This is a genomic window from Haloactinomyces albus (assembly GCF_031458135.1).
Classification (GTDB): Bacteria; Actinomycetota; Actinomycetes; order Mycobacteriales; family Pseudonocardiaceae; genus Haloactinomyces; species Haloactinomyces albus.
On record NZ_JAVDXW010000001.1, the window covers coordinates 4,818,084 to 4,836,806 of the forward strand.

Genomic DNA, 18,723 nt, shown 5'->3' on the forward strand with positions numbered 1-18,723 from the left:
TCGGCCTCCGAAAGGGGAAGGAACTGTCCGAAAGGGAGAAGAAACGTCCTAAAGGGACCGCGGCGATTCACGAGGCGGTCGGGGCGCGGCTGTCGTGCCCGATTTCGCCGAGGATCTCCTCGGTGTGCTCGCCGAGTAGCGGCGCCCGCCGGACGACGGCGCCGGGCGTGCGGGAGAGTTTGGCCGCTACTCCGGGGACGGCGACCGCACGACCGGTGCCCGGCTGCTCGACCCGCGGCAGCATCTCGCGGGCGGCGAAGTGCGGGTCCGCGAAGATGTCGGCGGCATTGTGGATGGGTCCGAGGGGCACCTCGCCGCCGAGGAGGTCGATCAGTTCGGCGACGGTGTGCCTGCGGGTCCAGTCCTCGACCACCTCGTAGACGGCCTCGCGGTTTTCCCAGCGAGCATGATCGGTGGCGAATCGCGGATCCTCGACCAGTTCGGGTCTTCCCATGATCCCGCACAGCTTGGTCCACTGCGGATTGTGCGGGGCGCCGAGGGTCACGACACCGTCCTTGGCCTTGACCGTGTCGAACGGGGCGAAGCCCGCCAACTGGTTGCCGTTGGGCACCGGGACCTCGCCGGTGTGGGCGAAGGTGTTGACCACGACCTCCGACAGCGCCAGGACACTGTCCACCATCGCCACGTCGACGTACTGACCCTGCGCGGACTGCCGGGCTTCCCAGAGAGCCGTCATGGTGCCGAAGGCGGCGAACAGGGCCGGGATGGTGTCACCGAGCCCGGAACCGGCGCGGACCGGAGTGTTCTCGTCCGGGCCGGTGATGCTCATCAGCCCGCCCATGGCCTGAGCGATGATGTCGAAGGCGGGCCAGGAGCCGTAGGGGCTCCGTCCGCCTCGCGCGTCGCCGAAACCGCGGATGGAGGTGTAGACGAGCCGGGGATTGCGCCGGGACAGCTCCTCGTAGCTCAGGCCGAACCGCTCCATGACCCCGGCGCTGAAGTTCTCCACCAGCGCGTCGGCGTCGTCGACCAACTGCAGCAGCACGTCGCGGTCGGCGGCCGTTTTCAGGTCGAGCACGATGCTGCGCTTGTTGCGGTTGGCCGACTGGAACACACCGCCGTAGGCCCGGGTCTCGTCCTCGTCGCCGTACGGTCCGGTGGCCCGGAGCATGTCCCCGCGCGGCGGTTCGACCTTGACGACGTCCGCGCCGTGATCGGCCAGCAGGGAGGTGCAGAACGGGCCTGCCAGCGCCTGGGTCAGGTCGATGACCCGCAATCCTTCGAGACTGCGCCGCCCGGCCACGGATCCCTGCTCGGCTGCGGAGTTTGGTGTGGGCATCAGCGGAACTCCTTACCGAGCAGCGAACGGCCGATGACGACCTTCTGGATCTGCGGGGTGCCCTCGCCGATCTCCAGGCCCGAGACGTCGCGCAGCATCGCCTGGAAGGGCAGTTCCTCGGAGTAGCCGCTGTGCCCGTGCAGGACGATGCAGTCGCGCACTGCCTTGATCGAGATGTCGGTGACCCACCACTTGACCATCGCGGCCTCCCTGGTGAAGGGGAGATCGGCGTCGGCCAGCGAGAGTGCACGATAGGTGAGCCAGCGTCCGGCCTCCAGCGTGGTGGCGTGCTCGGCGATCGGAAACGACACCCCCTGGTTGTGCGCCACGGCCTTGCCGAAAGCCTCCCGCTGCCGCACGTAGTCGATGCTCAGGTCGAGCGCCCTGCGCGCCACCCCGGAGGCCATCAGACCGATCACCGAGCGCGTGTAGTCGAACTCGCGCATGACGAGCCGGAAGCCGTCCCCGACACCGCCGAGGACCAACTCGTCCGGAACGAACACGTCCTCCAGGAAGACCCCGGCGCGGCCGAGGGGTTTCCAGCCGACATCGGCGAACTTCTGCATGCCGACGCCGGTGCTGTCGAGCGGCACCAGGAACGCGGTGATCCCGCCCTCGCCGTCGGTGCCGCCGTCGACGCGTGCGAACGTGATCATCGCCTTGGCGTGCGGGGCGAAGGTGATCGAGGTTTTCTCGCCGTTGAGGATCCACCCACCCTCGGTGCGTTCGGCGCGCATCCGCATCGCCGCCGCGTCGGAACCGCTTCCGGGTTCGGTCAGGCCGAGCGCGACGATGTGCTCGCCGCCTACGATGCCGGGCACCCAGTCCTCGGCCACGTGCGCGGGCAGGAAGCGTTCCAGCAGCGGAGCGGTGAGGTTGCAGGTGTAGGCCAGTTGCGACAGGTAGAAGTCGGCATAGGCGAGTTCCTCGTGGGCGATGCCGAGGTGGGTCTTGGTCAACTGCTCACCGATGACGCCCTGACCGCCGAATTTCTCCGAGGTGCCGAGACCGAGGAAGCCCTGCGCGCCCATCCGCTGTGCCATCTCCCACGGGAACTCCTCGCTGTGGGCACGATCGAGGTACCCGTCGCTGTACGGGGCGGCGAAGCCGCGCACCCACTCGGCGAACTCCTCGTGTTCGTCGGCGAAGAGGACCGGGGGGCGTACCGTTTCCGGGGTCTCGGTCATGCGGGTCTCCTTTCGAGCGCACTCCTGCCACGCGCGAAACACCGGTTTTTTGCCGGATGCCTCGCGGGAGGTCTTTTTGCGGATGCGGGAAATACCGGGTGTGTCCCGCTTTTCGGCGTGAGCCGTTTCGGATTCGTGGTGTCCCGAGCACGGTGGGGAGCTCGGCTCCCGGTGTGGGCACCGTCACCGATGGCCAAAGTATGTCGAAGACCCCATCCGCTGAATAGCACAGGAATGTGCGCATTTTCTTGAGTGGAGCTGAAGAAGCGTTATTTTCGCAGCTCACCGTCCTCGTGTTCTTGCGTGCGGGTGGTGGCGAAGCGGATGAACTCGCGGGCCACGCGGCTGAGCATGGCCTCCTGCTGCCAGGCGATGACCAGGGACACGGGATCCAGCACAGGGGCGTCGATCCGACGGGAGACGACCTCGAAGCCCTCGTAGGTGACCCAGGTGCGGGGCTGTTGCAGCATCAGCGTCCAGCCCAGACCGCGTCCGACCAGTGCGCGGACCGTCTCGAAGTTCGAGGTTCGGTAGGAGATCCGAGGGGTGAACCCGGCCCGGCCGCACATCTGCATGGCGTGATTCGAACTGGGCGAGGTGTCCAGCAGCACCATGGGCTCGGAGGCCATCGCCGTGAGATCGAGCGGCTCGGACGAATGCGCTCGGGGGTGATCGGCGGGAAGCAGGATCGTGGGGCTGCGCCGGGTCAGTACCGCCGTGTGCCACTCCTCGGGAAGATCCAGGTCGTAGACGATCACGGTGTCGAGTTCGCCGCGCTGGAGTCCCCGGACCAGCTGGTCCAGCGTCTGCTCGTGAAACTCCATGGAGACGCCGGGGTGGTCGGTGGTGAACTCGTACAGCAGCATGGGCAGGATCGTCGGCCCGATGGTCGGGTAGCAGCCGACCGAGATCCGCCCCGTGAGCTCTCCCCGCGTGCCGGTGATGTCGGATTCCAGCTCGAAGGACTGGTGCAGGATGGCGCGGGCACGTACGAGTGCTGCTTCTCCGGTGGGCGTCAGCTGCACGCCGTGCGCTCGCCGCCGCACGCACAGTTGCGACCGGAGAGCTTTTTCCAACTCGGTGATCGCCAGCGACACCGCGGACTGCGAGACGAACAGCCGCTCGGCGGCACCGCTGATGGTGCCGGTTTCGGCGACCGCGACGAAGGTGGACAGCTGCCGCATGGTGAAAGCGGGAGGTGTGTTCAGCGGCGCCATTGCCGCACCATACTCGGTGGCTTCCGCGAGGCGCTCCCAGCGTGGGAGCAAAAACCCTGGTCAGGCTTCCGATCGAGGTGATGGGTGTGCTGCGGCGCGGCCGGATCGGGTTCCGGCGGGCGCGTTCATGGCCTGCGTGATGCGTTCGGTGGCCCGGACAACGAGGGGGATGGCGCGGTCGGCCACGTCCTCGCGGTGCGTGATGACATTGACGGCCGCAGTGTGCTCACCGGGGGGCGTCCGGATGGGGGCGGCGATGCCGTAGGTCCCGGAGACGACCTCGTTGTGGGTCACGATGTGACCGGACTGCCGCGTGTCGTCGACGCGTTCCGGCTCGCCGTCGCGCGGTGGTCCCGCGGCGAGCAGGGCGATCCCGGCGGCGCCGCGGTCGAGCGGGTCGCGGTTGCCGATGCCGTAGGAAAAGCGTGGCCCGGATCCGGGAGGTTCGACGACGGCGATCGCCACGGCGAAGTCGTTCTCGGCGACCACGAGGCAGGCGGTGGCGTCGAGTTCGGCCGTGACCTCGTGCAGGACCGGGTGGGCGACGTCGAGCAACCGGGGGCGGACCCGCTCGGCGAGGGTGAAGAAGGAAAGTCCGGCGTGATAGCGGTTCTCCGCGTCCCGGGTGGCGAAGTCCTGGCGGGTGAGCGCGGTCAGCAGCCGGTAGGCGATCGACCGGTGCAGGCCCAGGTGCGCGGCGATTTCGCCCGCGGTGAGCCCTTCGGGATGCTCGGCGAGCATGCGCAGCACGAGCAGGCCCCGTTCCAGTGTTTGTGAGCCGTCGGCTTTTCGCTGCTCGCTCATGCGTCCTCCGGGGGTGGCGGCTGATTCGTCCGGGCCGAATCGACTCCGGGTGTTGACATGGACCACACCTCGGTTCGATAGTGATGCAACATTCGTAACACACCAGCTCGATAATTGCAACAGAGGTTGATGTGTACTTCACTCCGCGCCGTTATGACTTCACTCCGTTCCCCGCATCACCACCGGATGCCGAACCCGAGACCGTCGTGGTCGTGGGAGCGGGCCCGGTCGGACTCGCCTCGGCCCTGGGACTGGCCCGGCGCGGTGTGCCGGTGACCGTGCTCGAATCCGGCGACTCGGTTGCCTACGGCAGCCGCGCGATCTGCCTGTCCCGGCATTCGCTGGAGGTGCTGGAACGCCTCGGCCTCGGCGAGCAGTTCGCCGAGCACTCGCTGCCGTGGACCTCCGGACGCAGCTTCCACCGCGATACCGAAGTGTTGTCGTTCGAGATGCCTCAGGCCGATGGCGATGTACGGACACCGATGGTCAACATCTCGCAGTCGGTGGCCGAGCAGATCCTGGTCGATGCGATCGAGACGACCGAGAACTGCGACGTGCGATGGCAGTGTCGTGTGCTCGGCTGCACCGAGCAGGACGGCGTCGTGACCGTGCGGGTCGCAACGCCGGACGGCCCGAAAGAGCTGCGCACCCGGTGGCTGATCGCGGCCGATGGCGCCCGCAGCACCGTGCGGGAGTCGCTGGGGCTGCACCTGAGCGGAACGAGCTACGAGGGCCGCTACGTCATCGCCGACATCCACTGGCGCAGTCCCCTGTCGACCGAGCGCCGCGTGTGGTTCGACCCACCGAGCAATCCCGGTTCCACGCTCATCCTGCACCGCCAGCCCGACGACATCTGGCGCGTGGACTACCAGCTCGGCTCGCAGGACGACCCCGAGGCCGAGATCGCCGAGGACCGCATCCGCGACCGGATCACCCGGCATCTGGACTGGCTGGGTAACACCGAGCCGTGGACGCTGGAATGGTCCAGCCTCTACCGGGCGCATTCGCTGTCGCTGGACTCCTATGTGCACGGTCGGGTCCTGTTCGCAGGCGACGCCGCACACCTGGTGCCGATCTTCGGGGTGCGGGGTTTGAACTCCGGACTGGAAGACGCCGACACGCTCTCCTGGACGCTGGCCTCGGTGGTTCACGGCACGGCCGCACCCGCGCTGCTGGAGGTCTACGCCGCCGAACGCCGCGAGGCCTGGCGCCAGAACGTCGAACAGGCCGAGAAGAGCACGCTGTTCATGACGCCGGGCACGCACGGCTACGCCATGACCCGCGATGCCGTGCTCACCCTGGCCAACCGCCGTCCCGTGCTGCGGCACCTGATCAACCCGCGCCAGTCCAGCGCCACCCACAGCCGAACCTCGCCGCTGACGACAACCATGGCGGAGCACGATCCGCAGGGCTCCGATCCGCAAGAACCCGCCCCGGGAGACCCGGTGCCGGACCGCATCGTGCAGGTCGACACTTCCGATGGGCCGCGATCGTCCGGCTTCAACGCCGAGCGCGGCCCGGACTTCACCGTGCTGGGCGTGCACACCGACCCGGGCACGCTCACCGACTTCGTGCAGGACCTGCGTCAACGACTCGCCCCGGCCGTGGGAGTCCGCGCGCTGGTGACACGCCACGAACACAGCCACGAACAGGCAACCCCGGGTCCGCAGGAGCGACTGCTCGACGATGCCGCCGGAACCCTGGCACGGGCCTTCGGCGCCGAATCCGGCGAGGTGTTCGTGATCCGCCCCGACGGGCTGCTGCTGGGCCGATTCCCCGGTTCCGAGCACCTCGACGCACCCGAGAAACTGGCCGACCACATCCTGCAGGGAGGCACTCGATGACCACCGTTGACTCCACGCATGCCCCCGAGCAGTCCATTGCCCACGCCGAGTTCGTGTGGCGCACCGTCAGCGAGGCGATCGATACGGTTCCCGAATCCGACCGGGAAGCCTTCCTGACCCGGTTCGTCCTGCTGGCCGCGCTCGACCATCTCGGCACCGACGAGATCACCGCCCTCGTCGCCGAAGCCCGCGAGTCCCGCTGACGGAGTCCGCGAGCGAAAAACACCATCGGAAGCGAGCAGAAGGGAGAGGATCATGGCGTACTACCGGAGTGTGGGTGAGGTGCCGCCGAAGCGGCACACCCAGCACCGCAAACCCGACGGCGGGTTGTACTACGAGGAGTTGATGGGCGAGGAGGGATTCTCCTCGGACTCCTCGCTGCTGTATCACCGCAACATTCCCTCGGCGATCGTGGACTCGTCGGTGTGGGAGTTGCCGGACACCTCCACGGAGCCGAACCATCCCCTCAAACCGCGGCACCTGAAGCTGCACGAACTGTTTTCCGACACCGAGTACAACAGCCGGGACGTGGTGACCGGGCGCAGGCTGGTGCTGGGCAACGGCGACGTGCGGATCTCGTATGTGGCCGCGGGCGAGGCCTCGCCGCTGTATCGCAATGCCGTCGGCGACGAGTGCGTGTATGTCGAGTCCGGTGCGGCCACGGTGGAGACGGTGTTCGGTGTGCTGGCCGCGCGTGCGGGGGATTACGTGCTGCTACCGCGCGGCACGACACATCGCTGGCTTCCGCAGGGTGAACAGCCGCTGCGGGCGTACTGCATCGAGGCCAACAGCCACATCACCCCGCCGCGGCGGTACCTGTCGAAATTCGGGCAGTTGCTGGAGCACGCCCCGTACTGCGAGCGGGACCTGCACGGCCCCGACGAGCCGCTGCTGGCCGAGGACACCGATGTGGAGGTGCTGGTCAAGCACCGCAGCAGCCGCGGCATCGTGGGCACCCGGTTCGTGTACCCGCAGCACCCGTTCGACGTGGTCGGCTGGGACGGGTGCCTGTACCCGTACACCTTCAACATCGACGACTTCGAACCGATCACCGGCCGGGTGCACCAGCCGCCGCCCGCGCACCAGATCTTCGAGGGCGACAACTTTGTGATCTGCAACTTTGTCCCGCGCAAGGTGGATTACCACCCGTTGTCGATCCCGGTGCCCTACTACCACTCCAATGTGGACTCCGATGAGGTGATGTTCTACTGCGGTGGTGACTACGACGCCCGCAAGGGCTCGGGGATCGGGCAGGGCTCGATCTCGCTGCATCCCGGTGGCCACTCGCATGGCCCGCAGCCCGGTGCCTACGAGCGCAGCATCGGCGCGGAGTTCTTCGACGAGCTGGCCGTCATGGTCGACACGTTCCGTCCGTTGGAACTCGGCGAGGGCGGTCAGGCGGTCGACGACGGGGTGTATGCCTGGTCCTGGTCGGGACGGGGGCCGACGTCATGAGCCGCGGCGAGTTGCTGGAAGAGCTGGTCGACGACGCGGGCCTGTTCCCGCCGACGGCACTGGACATGCCTGCCGCCATCGAGCGCCACCGGCGTGATCAGCAGGCCGGGGAACCGATGTTGACGCATCGGTTCCTGTGCCCGGCCGGTCGGATCGAACAGATGCGGGCGCAGCTGGTCGACTCCGACCACATCGCTGTCGGGCTCATCACCGACCACGGGGCCGAGGGACTCGACGAGGTGCTGGCGGTGATCGAGGCCGACCCCCGACTGTCGCTGGCGCTGCTGGAGATCCCGCTGGCGAAGTTCGGCTCTTCCGCGACGGCCGCGCTGCGGGCACTCGACGACGTTCCCACCTCGGTTCCGGCGTTTCTGGAACCTTCGGCGGCGAGCGGAGTGGACGAGCTGCTCGAGGCGCTGAGCACCGCCGATGGTCAGCGCAGGATCGGGGCGAAGTTGCGGTGTGGCGGGGTGCGCGCGGAGCTGTTTCCGAGTTCGACCGAGGTCGCGCACTTCATCACCGCCTGCGTGGCCGCCGGGCTGCCGCTGAAGGCCACGGCCGGGCTACATCAGGCGGTGCGCCACCAGGACCCCGAGACGGGATTCGTCCATCACGGCTACCTCAACCTGCTGCTGGCCGCCGCCCGGGCAGGCGAGGGGACCGGTGCGGCCGAGGTGCGGCAGGTGCTGGAGACCGAGGACCCGGGTGAACTGGCGCAGCGGATCGGTGAGCTGGATCGTGACGTGGCAGTGCGGGCGCGTTCGGTGCTGGTCAGTTATGGCTCGTGCAGCACGAGTACGCCGCCGGCCCAGGCCCGCGAAATCCTGGGACGGTAATCGAGAAACGACAGGGAGGATGTGCAGTGACGGTGACGAGTTGGGTTCCGGTGCCGGAAGGCTCGGACTTTCCGCTGGCCAATCTGCCCTACGGGGTGTTCGAACCCGCCGGTGAGCCCGCGCGAGTGGGAGTGGCCATCGGCGAACACGTGCTGGATCTCGCCGCGGTCCTCGGCGACGAGGTCTTCGCGCAGCCGAGTTTGAATGCGTTCATGGCTCAGGGGAAGCAGAGCTGGCAGCAGACCCGTGCCCGCATCACCGAGATGCTCACCGAAGAAAGCCACCGCGGCACCGTGGAACCTGCGCTGCATCGCCGCGACGAGGTGCGGCTGCTGCTGCCGTTCGAGGTCGCCGACTATGTCGACTTCTACGCCTCCGAGCAGCACGCGAGCAATATCGGGCGGATGTTCCGGCCGGACTCGCCGCCGCTGATGCCGAACTGGAAACACCTGCCGGTGGGCTATCACGGCCGGGCAGGCACCGTGGTCGCTTCGGAAACGCCGATCGTGCGTCCCAGCGGGCAGCGCAAACCTCCGCAGGCCGAGGCACCGGCGTTCGGGCCGTCGCAGCGGCTGGACATCGAGGCCGAGGTGGGCTTCGTCGTCGGTGCAGGGAGCGAGCTGGGTACGCCGGTGTCCACCGAGGACTTCGCCGAGCACGTCTTCGGGGTGTGCCTGGTCAACGACTGGAGCGCCCGCGACATCCAGGCCTGGGAATACGTGCCGCTGGGTCCGTTCCTGGGCAAGTCGTTCGCCACCTCGGTCTCACCGTGGATCGTGCCGCTGGACGCGCTGCAGCAGGCTCGGGTGCCCACGCCGGATCAGGACCCGCAGCCGCTGCCGTATCTGCGGGAGGACCGACCGTGGGGACTGGACCTGGCCATGGAGGTCAGTCTCAACGATGAGGTCGTGGCGCGGCCGCCGTTCGAGGCGCTGTACTGGTCACCGGCCCAGCAGTTGGCGCACATGACCGTCAATGGCGCCTCGCTGCGCACCGGTGATTTCTACGCCTCCGGCACCGTCTCCGGCAGCGAGACCGACCAGCGCGGCTCGCTGATCGAACTGAGCTGGAACGGCGAGAACCCGCTGACGTTGAAAGACGGATCCCAGCGGGTCTTCCTCGCCGACGGCGACACCGTGACCATCCGCGCCACAGCCCCCGGCGCCGATGGCACCCGCATCGGCTTCGGCGAGGTCACCGGCACCATCCTGCCCGCCCGTGAGGAGTCGTGATGGACAAGACCGTGGCCACGGCCACCGAGGCAGTCGCCGACATCGCCGACAACACCTCGTTGGCCGTGGGCGGGTTCGGGTTGTGCGGGGTTCCCCACGTGCTGATCACCGCCCTGTACGAGTCCGGAGCCACCGCGCTGCAGGTGATCTCGAACAACTGCGGCGTCGACGACTACGGGCTCGGCGTCCTGCTGCGGGCCGGCCGGATCAGCCGGGTGACCGGCTCCTATGTGGGCGAGAACAAGGAGTTCGCGCGGCAGTACCTGGCAGGCGAACTCGAACTGGAGTTGTGTCCGCAGGGCAGCCTGGCCGAGCGGCTCCGCGCCGGTGGCACGGGCATTCCCGCCTTCTACACCAAGGCCGGGGTGGGCACCATGATTGCCGAGGGCGGGATGCCGTGGCGCTACGCCTCCGACGGCAGCATCGCGGTGGCCTCCCCGCCCAAGGAGGTGCGCCGCTTCGGCGGTGAGGATTACGTGCTCGAAGAAGCCATGACCACCGATGCTGCCCTGGTCCGCGCCAGCCGGGGCGACCGGCACGGCAATCTCGTCTTCGACAAGACCACGCGGAACTTCAACCCGCTGTGCGCCATGGCCGGTCGCACGACGATCGCCGAAGTCGACGAGCTCGTCGAACCCGGTGACCTCGACCCGCAGGAGGTGCACCTGCCCGGGGTGTTCGTCCAGCGGGTGGTGCACTGCCCCGATGCGGACAAGCCGATCGAAAAGCCCACCACGCGGGAGGTGACGCACGGATGAGCTGGACACGCCAGGAGATGGTCGCCCGAGTGGCGGCCGAGCTGGCCGATGGCCAGTACGTCAATCTCGGTATCGGCCTGCCCACCCTGATTCCGGGGCACCTGCCTGAGGATGTGCACGTGGTGCTGCACAGCGAAAACGGCATCCTGGGAACCGGCCCGTATCCGGCCGAGCACGACCTCGACCCGGACCTGATCAACGCGGGCAAGGAAACGGTCACCGCGCTGGAGGGGGCGTCGTTTTTCGACTCCGCGGACAGTTTCGGCATGATCCGCGGGCGGCATCTGGATGTGGCCGTGCTCGGCGGTATGCAGGTCTCGGCCACCGGCGATCTTGCCAACTGGGCCATCCCCGGCAAGATGATCAAAGGCATGGGCGGGGCGATGGACCTCGTCCACGGAGCACGCACCGTCATCGTGCTCATGGACCACACCGCCAAGGACGGCAGCCCCAAGATCCTCGAGGAGTGCACCTTGCCACTGACCGGGAAGGGCTGTGTCACCCGAGTGATCACCGATCTGGCGGTGCTGGACATCACCGGCAACGGCCTGACCGTTGCCGAGCTCGCCCCGGAGGTCACCCTCGAACAGGTGCGGGTGGCCACCCACGCACCGGTCCGGGCGGCCGAACTCGTGTAGCAGGCGGGGGAGGGGTGAAGTTTTCCGGAAACTTCACCCTTCCCCGGGCACAGGAGCGCACCTCGAAAACCGACACAGCCCTGCTCGTTGGGCCACCGATGTTCGGTTGGGTCCCGTCTGGTGAATCATGTGCGGTGGGGTTGGTCAATTTCTCGAGAAATTGACCAACCCCACCCGGAGACAAGGTCAGCCGAACGGGCCTTGGTGCTGTTTGCGGTAGCGGGCTGCGAGGTCGGGGACGCTACCGTGCCGCAACTCGGCTTCTGCCGCGGCCAACCGCTCCACGGCCTGCGCGTCCTCGAGCCCCGGCGCGCAGAGAACTTCACCGCTGTCCAGCGCCGTCAGCGATGCGGTCACGACGTCCTCGGCGTTCATGCCGCCCTCGGCGTGGGTGCGTTCCTGCTCACCCGCCACCGGCTCCGCACCCCGGGAGAGGTGGAATTCGGTGGCGGTGAGCCCGGGACACAGTGCCTGCACCCGGACAGGAGTGTCGGCGAGTTCGGCGGCCAAGGTGCGGCTGAAGGTCACCATGTGGCTCTTGGTGCCTGCGTAAGTGCTGCGGTGGGGCAGTGGGTCGGGCGGCAGCGCGCCGGCGAAGGCGAGCAGGGAGGCGACGTTGATGATCGCGCCGCGCTGCTGTTCGAGCATTCCCGGCAGGGCCGCCCGGGCCAGCATGGTCGGGGTGGTGACATTGATGTCGATGACCTTGCCGAGCAGCGCGGGATCGACCTGATCGAAGGGACCGTAGCCATTGATCCCGGCATTGTTGACCAGGACGGTGACGTCCTGCTGCTGAACGCGCTCGACGACCCGCGCGCGGTCGGCGCCGTCGGCGAGATCGGCCACGATGGTCTCCACCGGTGCCGGGGCCGGGCGCAGTTGCCGCGCGAGCTCTTCCAAGCGCTGCTCGCGGCGGGCGACGAGCACCAGACCGTATCCCCGTTCGGCGAGCCGCCTGGCGAACACGGCGCCGATACCGGAGGACGCTCCGGTGATGACGGCGACTCCTTCGCCCGGCTGATCCTGCTCGGTTCCCACGTGCCTCTCCCGCTTTTGCCGGTCCCGGTTCGGTACCAGGCTATTCGCCTGCCCGAACCGGCGCAGACAGGCAGGAGCGGCGGAGTGGGGATTGTTCTTGCATCGGGGCAGGATTCTTTTCGGTGATTGGCTCCGAGGTCTTGACCCGGCCGTGCCGGACGGTACAGTGTTACCACCAGTAACAGTTACCGTTGGTAACCCGCCGCCTTGCTGAGGGAGACCCATGGCCAGCGCCACTGCCGGATCCGACGCGGCACCGACGCAGTCCGACCGTGACGATGTCGCTCGTAGGTTGCTGCACTCGTCCGAGGCTCTTTCCTACGACCCCGCCCAGGAGGTCGACTGGGAGACGCCCCTGGACACGAGCTACCACGGTGCGAGCCCGGAGTGGAGCACCCTGTACGGGACGTCGTACTGGGCGGAGATGACGCCGGAGCAGCAGCGTGAGCTCACTCGCCAGGAAGCAGCCTCGGTGGCGAGTACCGGCATCTGGTTCGAGATGATCCTGCAGCAGATGATGCTGCGCGACTTCTACGCCAAGGATCCGACCGAGCCCGCGTTCCAGTGGGCGTTGACCGAGATCGCCGACGAATGCCGGCACTCCATCATGTTCGCGCGGGGGGCCGCGAAGCTCCGCGCTCCCGCGTACCGCCCGCGCCGTCTCGTGATCGAGCTCGGCCGCGTGTTCAAGACCCTCGCCTTCGGGGAGGCGGCCTACGCCGCGATCCTGGTCGCCGAGGAGGTCCTCGACGTCATGCAGCGGGACTGGATGCGCGATGAGCGGGTCGTTCCGTTCGTCCGGACCATCAACAACATCCACGTCGTCGAAGAATCGCGGCACATGAAATTCGCCCGTGAGGAGACCCGGACCCGGCTCGCAGGCTCGAGTCGGCTGCGCAGGCAGATCAACGCCCTGGTCATCGCGATCGTGTCCTACGTCATCGTCACGAGCATGGTGCACAAGAAGGTATACGCCAACGCCGGTCTCGACCCCGAGCGGGCCACCCGGGAGGCGAAGGGCAACGAGCACCACAAGTCGCTGCTGCGTTCGAGCTGCTCGGGCCTCATGGAGTTCCTCGGCTCGGCCGGGTTGCTCACCAAGACCTCGATGTGGTTCTACAAGCGCGCGAATCTCCTCTGACACTCATGGCATACGCGATCACCCAAACCTGCTGCAGCGACGCGTCGTGCGTGTCGGTCTGCCCGGTCAACTGCATCCACCCGAGGCCGGACGAGCCGGACTTCGGCACGACCGAGATGCTCTACATCGATCCGCAGACGTGCATCGACTGCGGCGCCTGCGCGGATGCGTGCCCGGTCGGCGCGATCTTCCCGGCCGAGAACCTGACCGGACCGCTGAAGGCGTATCCCGAGGTCAATGCCGCCTACTACGCGGACCGGGCGCAGACATCGGAGGAACCCGACCCGGCGCCGAACTTCCACACCTGGGGGCCGCCGGTGTTCGACCGCACCATCCCCAGCGACTTCGCGCCGCTGGATGTCGCGGTCGTGGGAACCGGCCCCGCGGGCATGTACGCCGTGGAGGACCTGCTGCTGAACACGAACGCACGGGTCACCCTGATCGACCGGCTGCCGGAAGCCGGCGGACTCGTACGGTACGGCGTTGCCCCCGACCACGTGTCGACGAAGCGGATCGGCGAGACGTTCGCCCGCTTCCACACGCATCCCCGGCTGACGATGCAGCTGAACCTCGAGGTCGGCGAGGACGTCACCGTCGACGAACTGACCGAGCACCACGACGCCGTGATCTATGCGGTGGGGGCTTCGTCGGCGCGCAGGCTCGGCATCCGCGGCGAGGACCTGATCGGCAGTGTCGCAGCGACGACGGTGGTGGCCTGGTACAACGGCCATCCCGATGTTCCGGCCGACGCGGTCGATCTGTCGGCCGAGCGCGTGGTCGTGGTGGGCACCGGCAACGTCGCGCTCGACGCGGCCCGGATCCTGACCGTGGATCCGAGCACGCTGGAAGACACCATGGTCGCCCCGGCGGTCCTGGACGAGCTCCGATCGAGCAGGATCCGCGAGGTCGTGCTGCTGGGACGCCGCGGCCCCGAGGCAGCGGCCTACACCAGCCCCGAACTGCTGGGGCTCGCACAGCGGGAGGACGTCGAGCTGGTGGTGGACGCGCACGATCCCCGAATCGGGCAAGCCGTCGGTGCCGCGGCGTCCGAGGACAAGGCCGGTCTGCTGCAGGGCCTGCGGCGCGAGGCCGTCGACTGGTCCGCACCGCCGGTGCACGAAGGGCGCCGCATCGTGCTGCGTTTCCACTCCGCACCCCTGGAGGTCCTCGGGGACACGGAGGTTCGCGGTCTTCGCGTCACCGGCAGCGCCGACGACGTGGAGATCGCGGCCGGTCGGGTGATCCGGGCGGTCGGCTATCGCGGTGCCCAGCTCCCCGGCCTGCCCTTCGACGAGGAGTCCGGGACCATTCCCCATGCGGGCGGGCGTGTGGACGGACAGTCGGGAACCTATGTCGTGGGCTGGATCAAGCGTGGCCCTTCGGGAGGTATCGGCGCCAACAAGGTCTGCGCCCGGGAAACCGTCGGCACGTTGCTCGACGATGTCATCGCGGGGCGGCTGCCTCGACCACGCCGAAGCCGCAAGGCCTTCGCCGCGCTGTCCGCGCGTCGCCTCCGGCGTCGCCGGAAACGCGTCGCCTCCGGCGTCGCCGGAAACGCGACGCCGGTCGGTGGCGCATGAGTGTGGGGTCAAGCCGGGTGAGGTGAGTCGTAAGCCGTGCCGCTGCCGTCCCCGAGTCGTCCGCAATGATAATTGCCTTGGTAGCTTCAGTGTCGAGTGAAATAATTCCGAAATCAACGCCTCCACCCACGAAACACCGAAGAAACAACAGCCAATAAGAAGAGCGGCTACGCGGCTACGAGCCGCGCTTCCTGGCGCTGCGACGGTCGGCCCAGTGCCATGGTCCGGGCAGGTTCACCCGTTGCCTGCGGTGCGGCGTCGAGGTTCAGCGGGTATTCGACGACGGACACTTTCGCCGCCGTGGGGATTGGCGACAGCCCGGCGCGGGTATTCCTGAGGCCTGCCAATCTGTCGGAGGGCCGCCGCCTCGGAAGGTGGGGAATCCATGAAGATCAGCGCCGACGACTTGCGATCGTTGCAGGAAGCCGAACCCGGCTCCGAGCTTGTCGTGTATGAGGGCAAGGTGGCTGTCCGACCGACCGCCGATCTACAGGCAGGCAAGTATCCGGGGGCGCTGACGGTCGTGTCGCGCGCCGATCTCCTCGCCGAGATGCGAGATCAGAACCTCTCCGAGAAGGATTTGGACGACCTCGCAGGCAGGTTCAACACCGCGATCTCGAATCGCGGAGGATAAGGCCGACTTGGTTATTGATATACGAGACATATCGATTAACCTTATACTGATATTTGTTCCTGAATGATGACGGCTTCTAACCTCGTTGAAACCTTCTGGTCACTTTCGAGGAAGAGGCAGGTCATGTGCGAGGTCGTCAATCAGGCTGTGCAGCAGGCGGTGAGTCGGCGTCGGTTGCTGGGCGGGGCCGGTGCCGCCGCATTGGCAACCGGTGTGACGGCCGCAGCGGGCAGTGCGGCGGCTTCACCGGCGCCCCCGGCATCGCCGGCGCCGGGTAAGGGGCCGGGCGGGGATGCCGATGCGCGCAGGTATCGCTCCTGGTTGACGCTGCTGGGCACCAGCGGCGGTCCGGTGTGGTGGCCGGGTTCGGAGCGTGAGGGCATCGGCTCGGCCGTGGTCGTCGACGGCGATGTGTATCTGGTCGATTTCGGTGACGGCTCCGGCAAGCGGTTCAAGCAGGCCGCGCTGGTTCCGCCGGAGATGCGGACCCCCGGCGGGTTCTGGGGCGAGGAAATGATCCGGGCGATGTTCCTGACCCACCTGCACTCCGACCACGTGGCCGACTACTTCGACTACTTCATGCTGGGCTGGACCAACGGCCTGCGCAGCCGTCCTTCGCAGCAGCCGATCCAGGTGTTCGGGCCCGGGCGGCGGATCGACGAGCACGGCAACGTGGTCATGGAGCCGATCTTCACCAAGCCAGGGGAGTCCACCCCCGATATCCGGGTGGAGAACCCGAACAATCCGGTGCCGGGCACCGTGGACATGACCAACTCCCTGTATCAGGCCTTCGCGCTGGACATCAACGACCGGATGCGCGACAACCGGTATCCCGACCTGCGGGAGATCTTCGCGATCAACGACATCGCCATCCCGGACGGCATCGGCTACCACCCCAACGACAACCACACCCCGCAGGGCATGGAGCCGTTCGAGGTCTACCGCGACGACAAGGTCCGGGTCACTGCGACCCTGGTCGACCACTTCCCGCTGGTGCCTGCATTCGCCTTCCGATTCGACACCGACGACGGCTCCGTGGTCTTCTCCGGAGACACCGGGCCGAGCCGGAACCTGGTCACCCTGGCCCGAGGCGCCGACATCCTGGTGCACGAGGTGATCACCCAGCAGTGGGTCGATGTGCTCATGCCGCCGCCGTTGACCCCGACCGAAGAAGCCCTGCGCAACCACCTGCTGAGCGCGCACACCCTGCCCGAGGATGCCGGACGCATCGCCGAGCAGGCCGGAGTCGGCACGCTGGCGTTCTCCCACATCGTGCCCGGCAACGCCCCGGATGAGCACCTGAACGGGGCGCGCAAGCACTTCTCCGGGAGACTCGTCATCGGTCGCGACCTCATGGAGTTCGGCATCGGCAAACGCGGCCGCTGACAAGAGGCACCACGCGGCTTTCGAATGCTCCTAGTCTGGTGGGAACCGGACAGGGAGGATGACCGATGCGGCGAGCATATGGTCGATCGCTGTTGATCGTGGTGGTGGGCCTCCTGGCGGTGAGCCTACTGGTGGCGCTGGGTATCATCCCGGTGCTCCGGCCGCAGGAGCCCCCTCGGGCCACGTCACCGCCCGGTGCCGCGACGACCTCACCGCCGACTTCCTCGGTGCAGGCACCGTCGTCACGGTCCCAGCCGCCGCCTCCGCCCGAGGCGGGGCCGCCGGTGCTCGCGGTCAAGGTGGACAACGCTCCTGCAGCGCGCCCGCCGGTCGGGATCGGTGCCGCGGAGAGGGTCTACGTCGAACCGGTGGAGGCAGGCACAAGCCGGTTGATCGCAGTGTTCGGAGAACACAAGCCACCTGTGGTGGGGCCGGTGCGCAGCGCGCGGGAAACGGACCTGCGCCTGCTCACGCAGTTCGGGCATCCGGCGTTGGCGTTCTCGGGTGCGGCGCCGGAGTTGCTGCCCGACATCGCCGGTTCTCCCGTGCGGGGGCTGTCGCAAGCGCGTGTTCCCCGAGCCTACTTCCGGGGTGACTTGCGCTCTGTTCCGCACAACCTGTTCGTCCGTCCGCAGCGATTGCCGCAGGGTGCACGGTGGGCACCGGATGCCCGAGCGGAGTTCGGCCCCGCCCCACCGGGTGGTGTGCCGACAGGGAGGCACACGGTGCGCTACCAATCCGCCACCATGGGATTCACCTGGTCGCCGCAGCAGCAGCGGTGGCTGGTCGCCATGGACGGACGTCCCTATGCCACCGCTGACAGTGGGCGGCTCACCCCGAGCACGGTCGTGGTGCAGCGGGTGCCGGTCTTCGAATCGAACATCGAAGACAGCGTGGGCAACCCGTCGCCGGTTGCCCGGACGGTCGGCCGGGGACAAGCCCTGGTTCTGCGTAACGGCCGTGCGTTCGAGGCGACGTGGTCGCGGCCGAGGCCGGATGCTGCTACGACCTACACGCGATCCGGGCAGCCGATTCCGTTCGCACCGGGGCAAGTGTGGATCGTGCTCGCCCCGTCCCAAGAGTGATCGCCGTGGTTCGTACCCGACGATGCACGGGCCGGGCCGCTGCTCTGACGTGATGTTCAGTGTCGCCGCGCTCGTGCCGGTTCACCCACGAATCAGGACCACGGAACACTGCGAGCGGCGAGCGCACCGGCGACTCACGGAGCCGCACCGGATGCGGAGAAGTCCTCGGCCCCGGTGACTGCCGAGGACGAGAAGGTCCGCATTCCTGGCCGCGTCGAGTAACGCGGTCACGCTGTGGTCGTGCACGACGTCCTGGCGAACCACCAGTCGCCTGTCGAATCGATCGACGGTGGTTTCGATCGTGTCGGCGAGAATTTGGCGGGCGGGCAGTTCGAAATCCTCGGGGATCAGAATGCCGCCTTCCCAGCGGGCGAAGGCGGGATATTGCCATGCGATGACGGCGCGCACTACTCCATCGGTGAGTTTGGCGTGTTGCACAGCCCAGTGGAAAGCGGCCTTGGACGAGGGTGAACCGTCGACACCGACAACTATCGTGTACTCGCTGCCACTGTCCATGGCGAGGCCCTTCGGTGGTGAGAGCAAGGTGCTTGATCACGGGCATGCCAGGGCAATACTTGCCCGTGGTGT

The 18,723-nt window shown here is 67.7% G+C and carries 19 protein-coding genes; 12 read left to right on the forward strand and 7 right to left on the reverse strand.

What is annotated here, in order from left to right:
• Positions 1–67: 67 nt before the first annotated feature.
• From JOF55_RS22470 to JOF55_RS22485, 4 genes are all read right to left on the reverse strand, one after another.
• Positions 68–1,300, reverse strand: a complete 1,233-nt coding sequence (locus tag JOF55_RS22470) for a CaiB/BaiF CoA transferase family protein (protein WP_310277987.1) — start codon at positions 1,298–1,300, stop codon at positions 68–70.
• Positions 1,300–2,487, reverse strand: coding sequence for an acyl-CoA dehydrogenase family protein (locus tag JOF55_RS22475; protein ID WP_310277990.1), 1,188 nt, complete (start codon positions 2,485–2,487; stop codon positions 1,300–1,302). The genes JOF55_RS22470 and JOF55_RS22475 overlap by 1 nt, the downstream gene beginning before the upstream one ends.
• A gap of 269 nt (positions 2,488–2,756) precedes the next feature.
• A complete protein-coding gene (locus JOF55_RS22480; protein WP_310277994.1) occupies positions 2,757–3,704 on the reverse strand; it encodes a LysR family transcriptional regulator in 948 nt (315 codons plus the stop codon).
• Positions 3,705–3,764: 60 nt separating this feature from the next.
• Positions 3,765–4,508 carry an IclR family transcriptional regulator gene (locus JOF55_RS22485; protein ID WP_310277997.1) on the reverse strand — a complete coding sequence of 248 codons (744 nt, stop codon included), beginning with the start codon at positions 4,506–4,508 and terminating at the stop codon, positions 3,765–3,767.
• 131 nt (positions 4,509–4,639) lie between these two features.
• Between JOF55_RS22485 and JOF55_RS22490 the strand changes: the two genes are divergently transcribed.
• The 7 genes from JOF55_RS22490 to JOF55_RS22520 are packed head-to-tail and all read left to right on the forward strand — an operon-like array spanning position 4,640 to position 11,271.
• Positions 4,640–6,352, forward strand: a complete 1,713-nt coding sequence (locus JOF55_RS22490; RefSeq protein ID WP_310278000.1) for an FAD-dependent oxidoreductase — start codon at positions 4,640–4,642, stop codon at positions 6,350–6,352.
• Positions 6,349–6,555, forward strand: a complete 207-nt coding sequence (locus JOF55_RS22495) for a hypothetical protein (protein ID WP_310278002.1) — start codon at positions 6,349–6,351, stop codon at positions 6,553–6,555. Before JOF55_RS22490 ends, JOF55_RS22495 begins: the two co-directional genes overlap by 4 nt.
• A gap of 52 nt (positions 6,556–6,607) precedes the next feature.
• A complete protein-coding gene (locus JOF55_RS22500; protein WP_310278005.1) occupies positions 6,608–7,807 on the forward strand; it encodes a homogentisate 1,2-dioxygenase in 1,200 nt (399 codons plus the stop codon).
• On the forward strand, positions 7,804–8,643 hold the full coding sequence (locus tag JOF55_RS22505; RefSeq protein WP_310278008.1) for a hypothetical protein: 840 nt from the start codon (positions 7,804–7,806) through the stop codon (positions 8,641–8,643). The genes JOF55_RS22500 and JOF55_RS22505 overlap by 4 nt, the downstream gene beginning before the upstream one ends.
• 26 nt (positions 8,644–8,669) lie before the next feature.
• On the forward strand, positions 8,670–9,875 hold the full coding sequence (fahA, locus tag JOF55_RS22510) for a fumarylacetoacetase (RefSeq protein ID WP_310278010.1): 1,206 nt from the start codon (positions 8,670–8,672) through the stop codon (positions 9,873–9,875).
• Positions 9,875–10,633, forward strand: a complete 759-nt coding sequence (locus JOF55_RS22515) for a CoA transferase subunit A (protein ID WP_310278014.1) — start codon at positions 9,875–9,877, stop codon at positions 10,631–10,633. Before fahA ends, JOF55_RS22515 begins: the two co-directional genes overlap by 1 nt.
• Positions 10,630–11,271 (forward strand): CoA transferase subunit B, encoded by a 642-nt coding sequence (locus JOF55_RS22520; RefSeq protein WP_310278017.1) that lies wholly within the window; start codon positions 10,630–10,632, stop codon positions 11,269–11,271. The genes JOF55_RS22515 and JOF55_RS22520 overlap by 4 nt, the downstream gene beginning before the upstream one ends.
• Before the next feature lie 186 nt (positions 11,272–11,457).
• On the opposite strand, the gene JOF55_RS22525 is transcribed toward JOF55_RS22520, so the two are convergent.
• Positions 11,458–12,309 carry an SDR family NAD(P)-dependent oxidoreductase gene (locus JOF55_RS22525; protein ID WP_310278020.1) on the reverse strand — a complete coding sequence of 284 codons (852 nt, stop codon included), beginning with the start codon at positions 12,307–12,309 and terminating at the stop codon, positions 11,458–11,460.
• A gap of 223 nt (positions 12,310–12,532) precedes the next feature.
• On the opposite strand from JOF55_RS22525, the gene JOF55_RS22530 reads away from it, so the two are divergent.
• On the forward strand, positions 12,533–13,450 hold the full coding sequence (locus JOF55_RS22530) for an AurF N-oxygenase family protein (RefSeq protein WP_310278024.1): 918 nt from the start codon (positions 12,533–12,535) through the stop codon (positions 13,448–13,450).
• 5 nt (positions 13,451–13,455) lie between these two features.
• The gene (locus JOF55_RS22535; RefSeq protein WP_310278026.1) at positions 13,456–15,030 is read left to right on the forward strand and encodes an FAD-dependent oxidoreductase; all 1,575 of its coding nucleotides are present in this window, start codon (positions 13,456–13,458) and stop codon (positions 15,028–15,030) included.
• A 167-nt stretch (positions 15,031–15,197) separates the two neighbouring features.
• Here JOF55_RS22535 and JOF55_RS22540 read toward each other — a convergent pair whose 3' ends face one another.
• The gene (locus tag JOF55_RS22540; protein ID WP_310278028.1) at positions 15,198–15,320 is read right to left on the reverse strand and encodes a hypothetical protein; all 123 of its coding nucleotides are present in this window, start codon (positions 15,318–15,320) and stop codon (positions 15,198–15,200) included.
• 95 nt (positions 15,321–15,415) lie between these two features.
• Here JOF55_RS22540 and JOF55_RS22545 point away from each other — a divergent pair, with 95 nt between their 5' ends.
• From JOF55_RS22545 to JOF55_RS22555, 3 genes are all read left to right on the forward strand, one after another.
• Entirely contained in the window at positions 15,416–15,664 is a 249-nt protein-coding gene (locus JOF55_RS22545) for a hypothetical protein (protein WP_310278030.1), read from the forward strand.
• Between the two features lie 123 nt (positions 15,665–15,787).
• On the forward strand, positions 15,788–17,050 hold the full coding sequence (locus tag JOF55_RS22550) for an MBL fold metallo-hydrolase (protein ID WP_310278032.1): 1,263 nt from the start codon (positions 15,788–15,790) through the stop codon (positions 17,048–17,050).
• 65 nt (positions 17,051–17,115) lie between these two features.
• Positions 17,116–18,135 carry a DUF3048 domain-containing protein gene (locus JOF55_RS22555; protein WP_310278035.1) on the forward strand — a complete coding sequence of 340 codons (1,020 nt, stop codon included), beginning with the start codon at positions 17,116–17,118 and terminating at the stop codon, positions 18,133–18,135.
• 81 nt (positions 18,136–18,216) lie between these two features.
• On the opposite strand, the gene JOF55_RS24605 is transcribed toward JOF55_RS22555, so the two are convergent.
• Positions 18,217–18,651 carry a universal stress protein gene (locus JOF55_RS24605; protein WP_374727329.1) on the reverse strand — a complete coding sequence of 145 codons (435 nt, stop codon included), beginning with the start codon at positions 18,649–18,651 and terminating at the stop codon, positions 18,217–18,219.
• Positions 18,652–18,723: the final 72 nt, after the last annotated feature.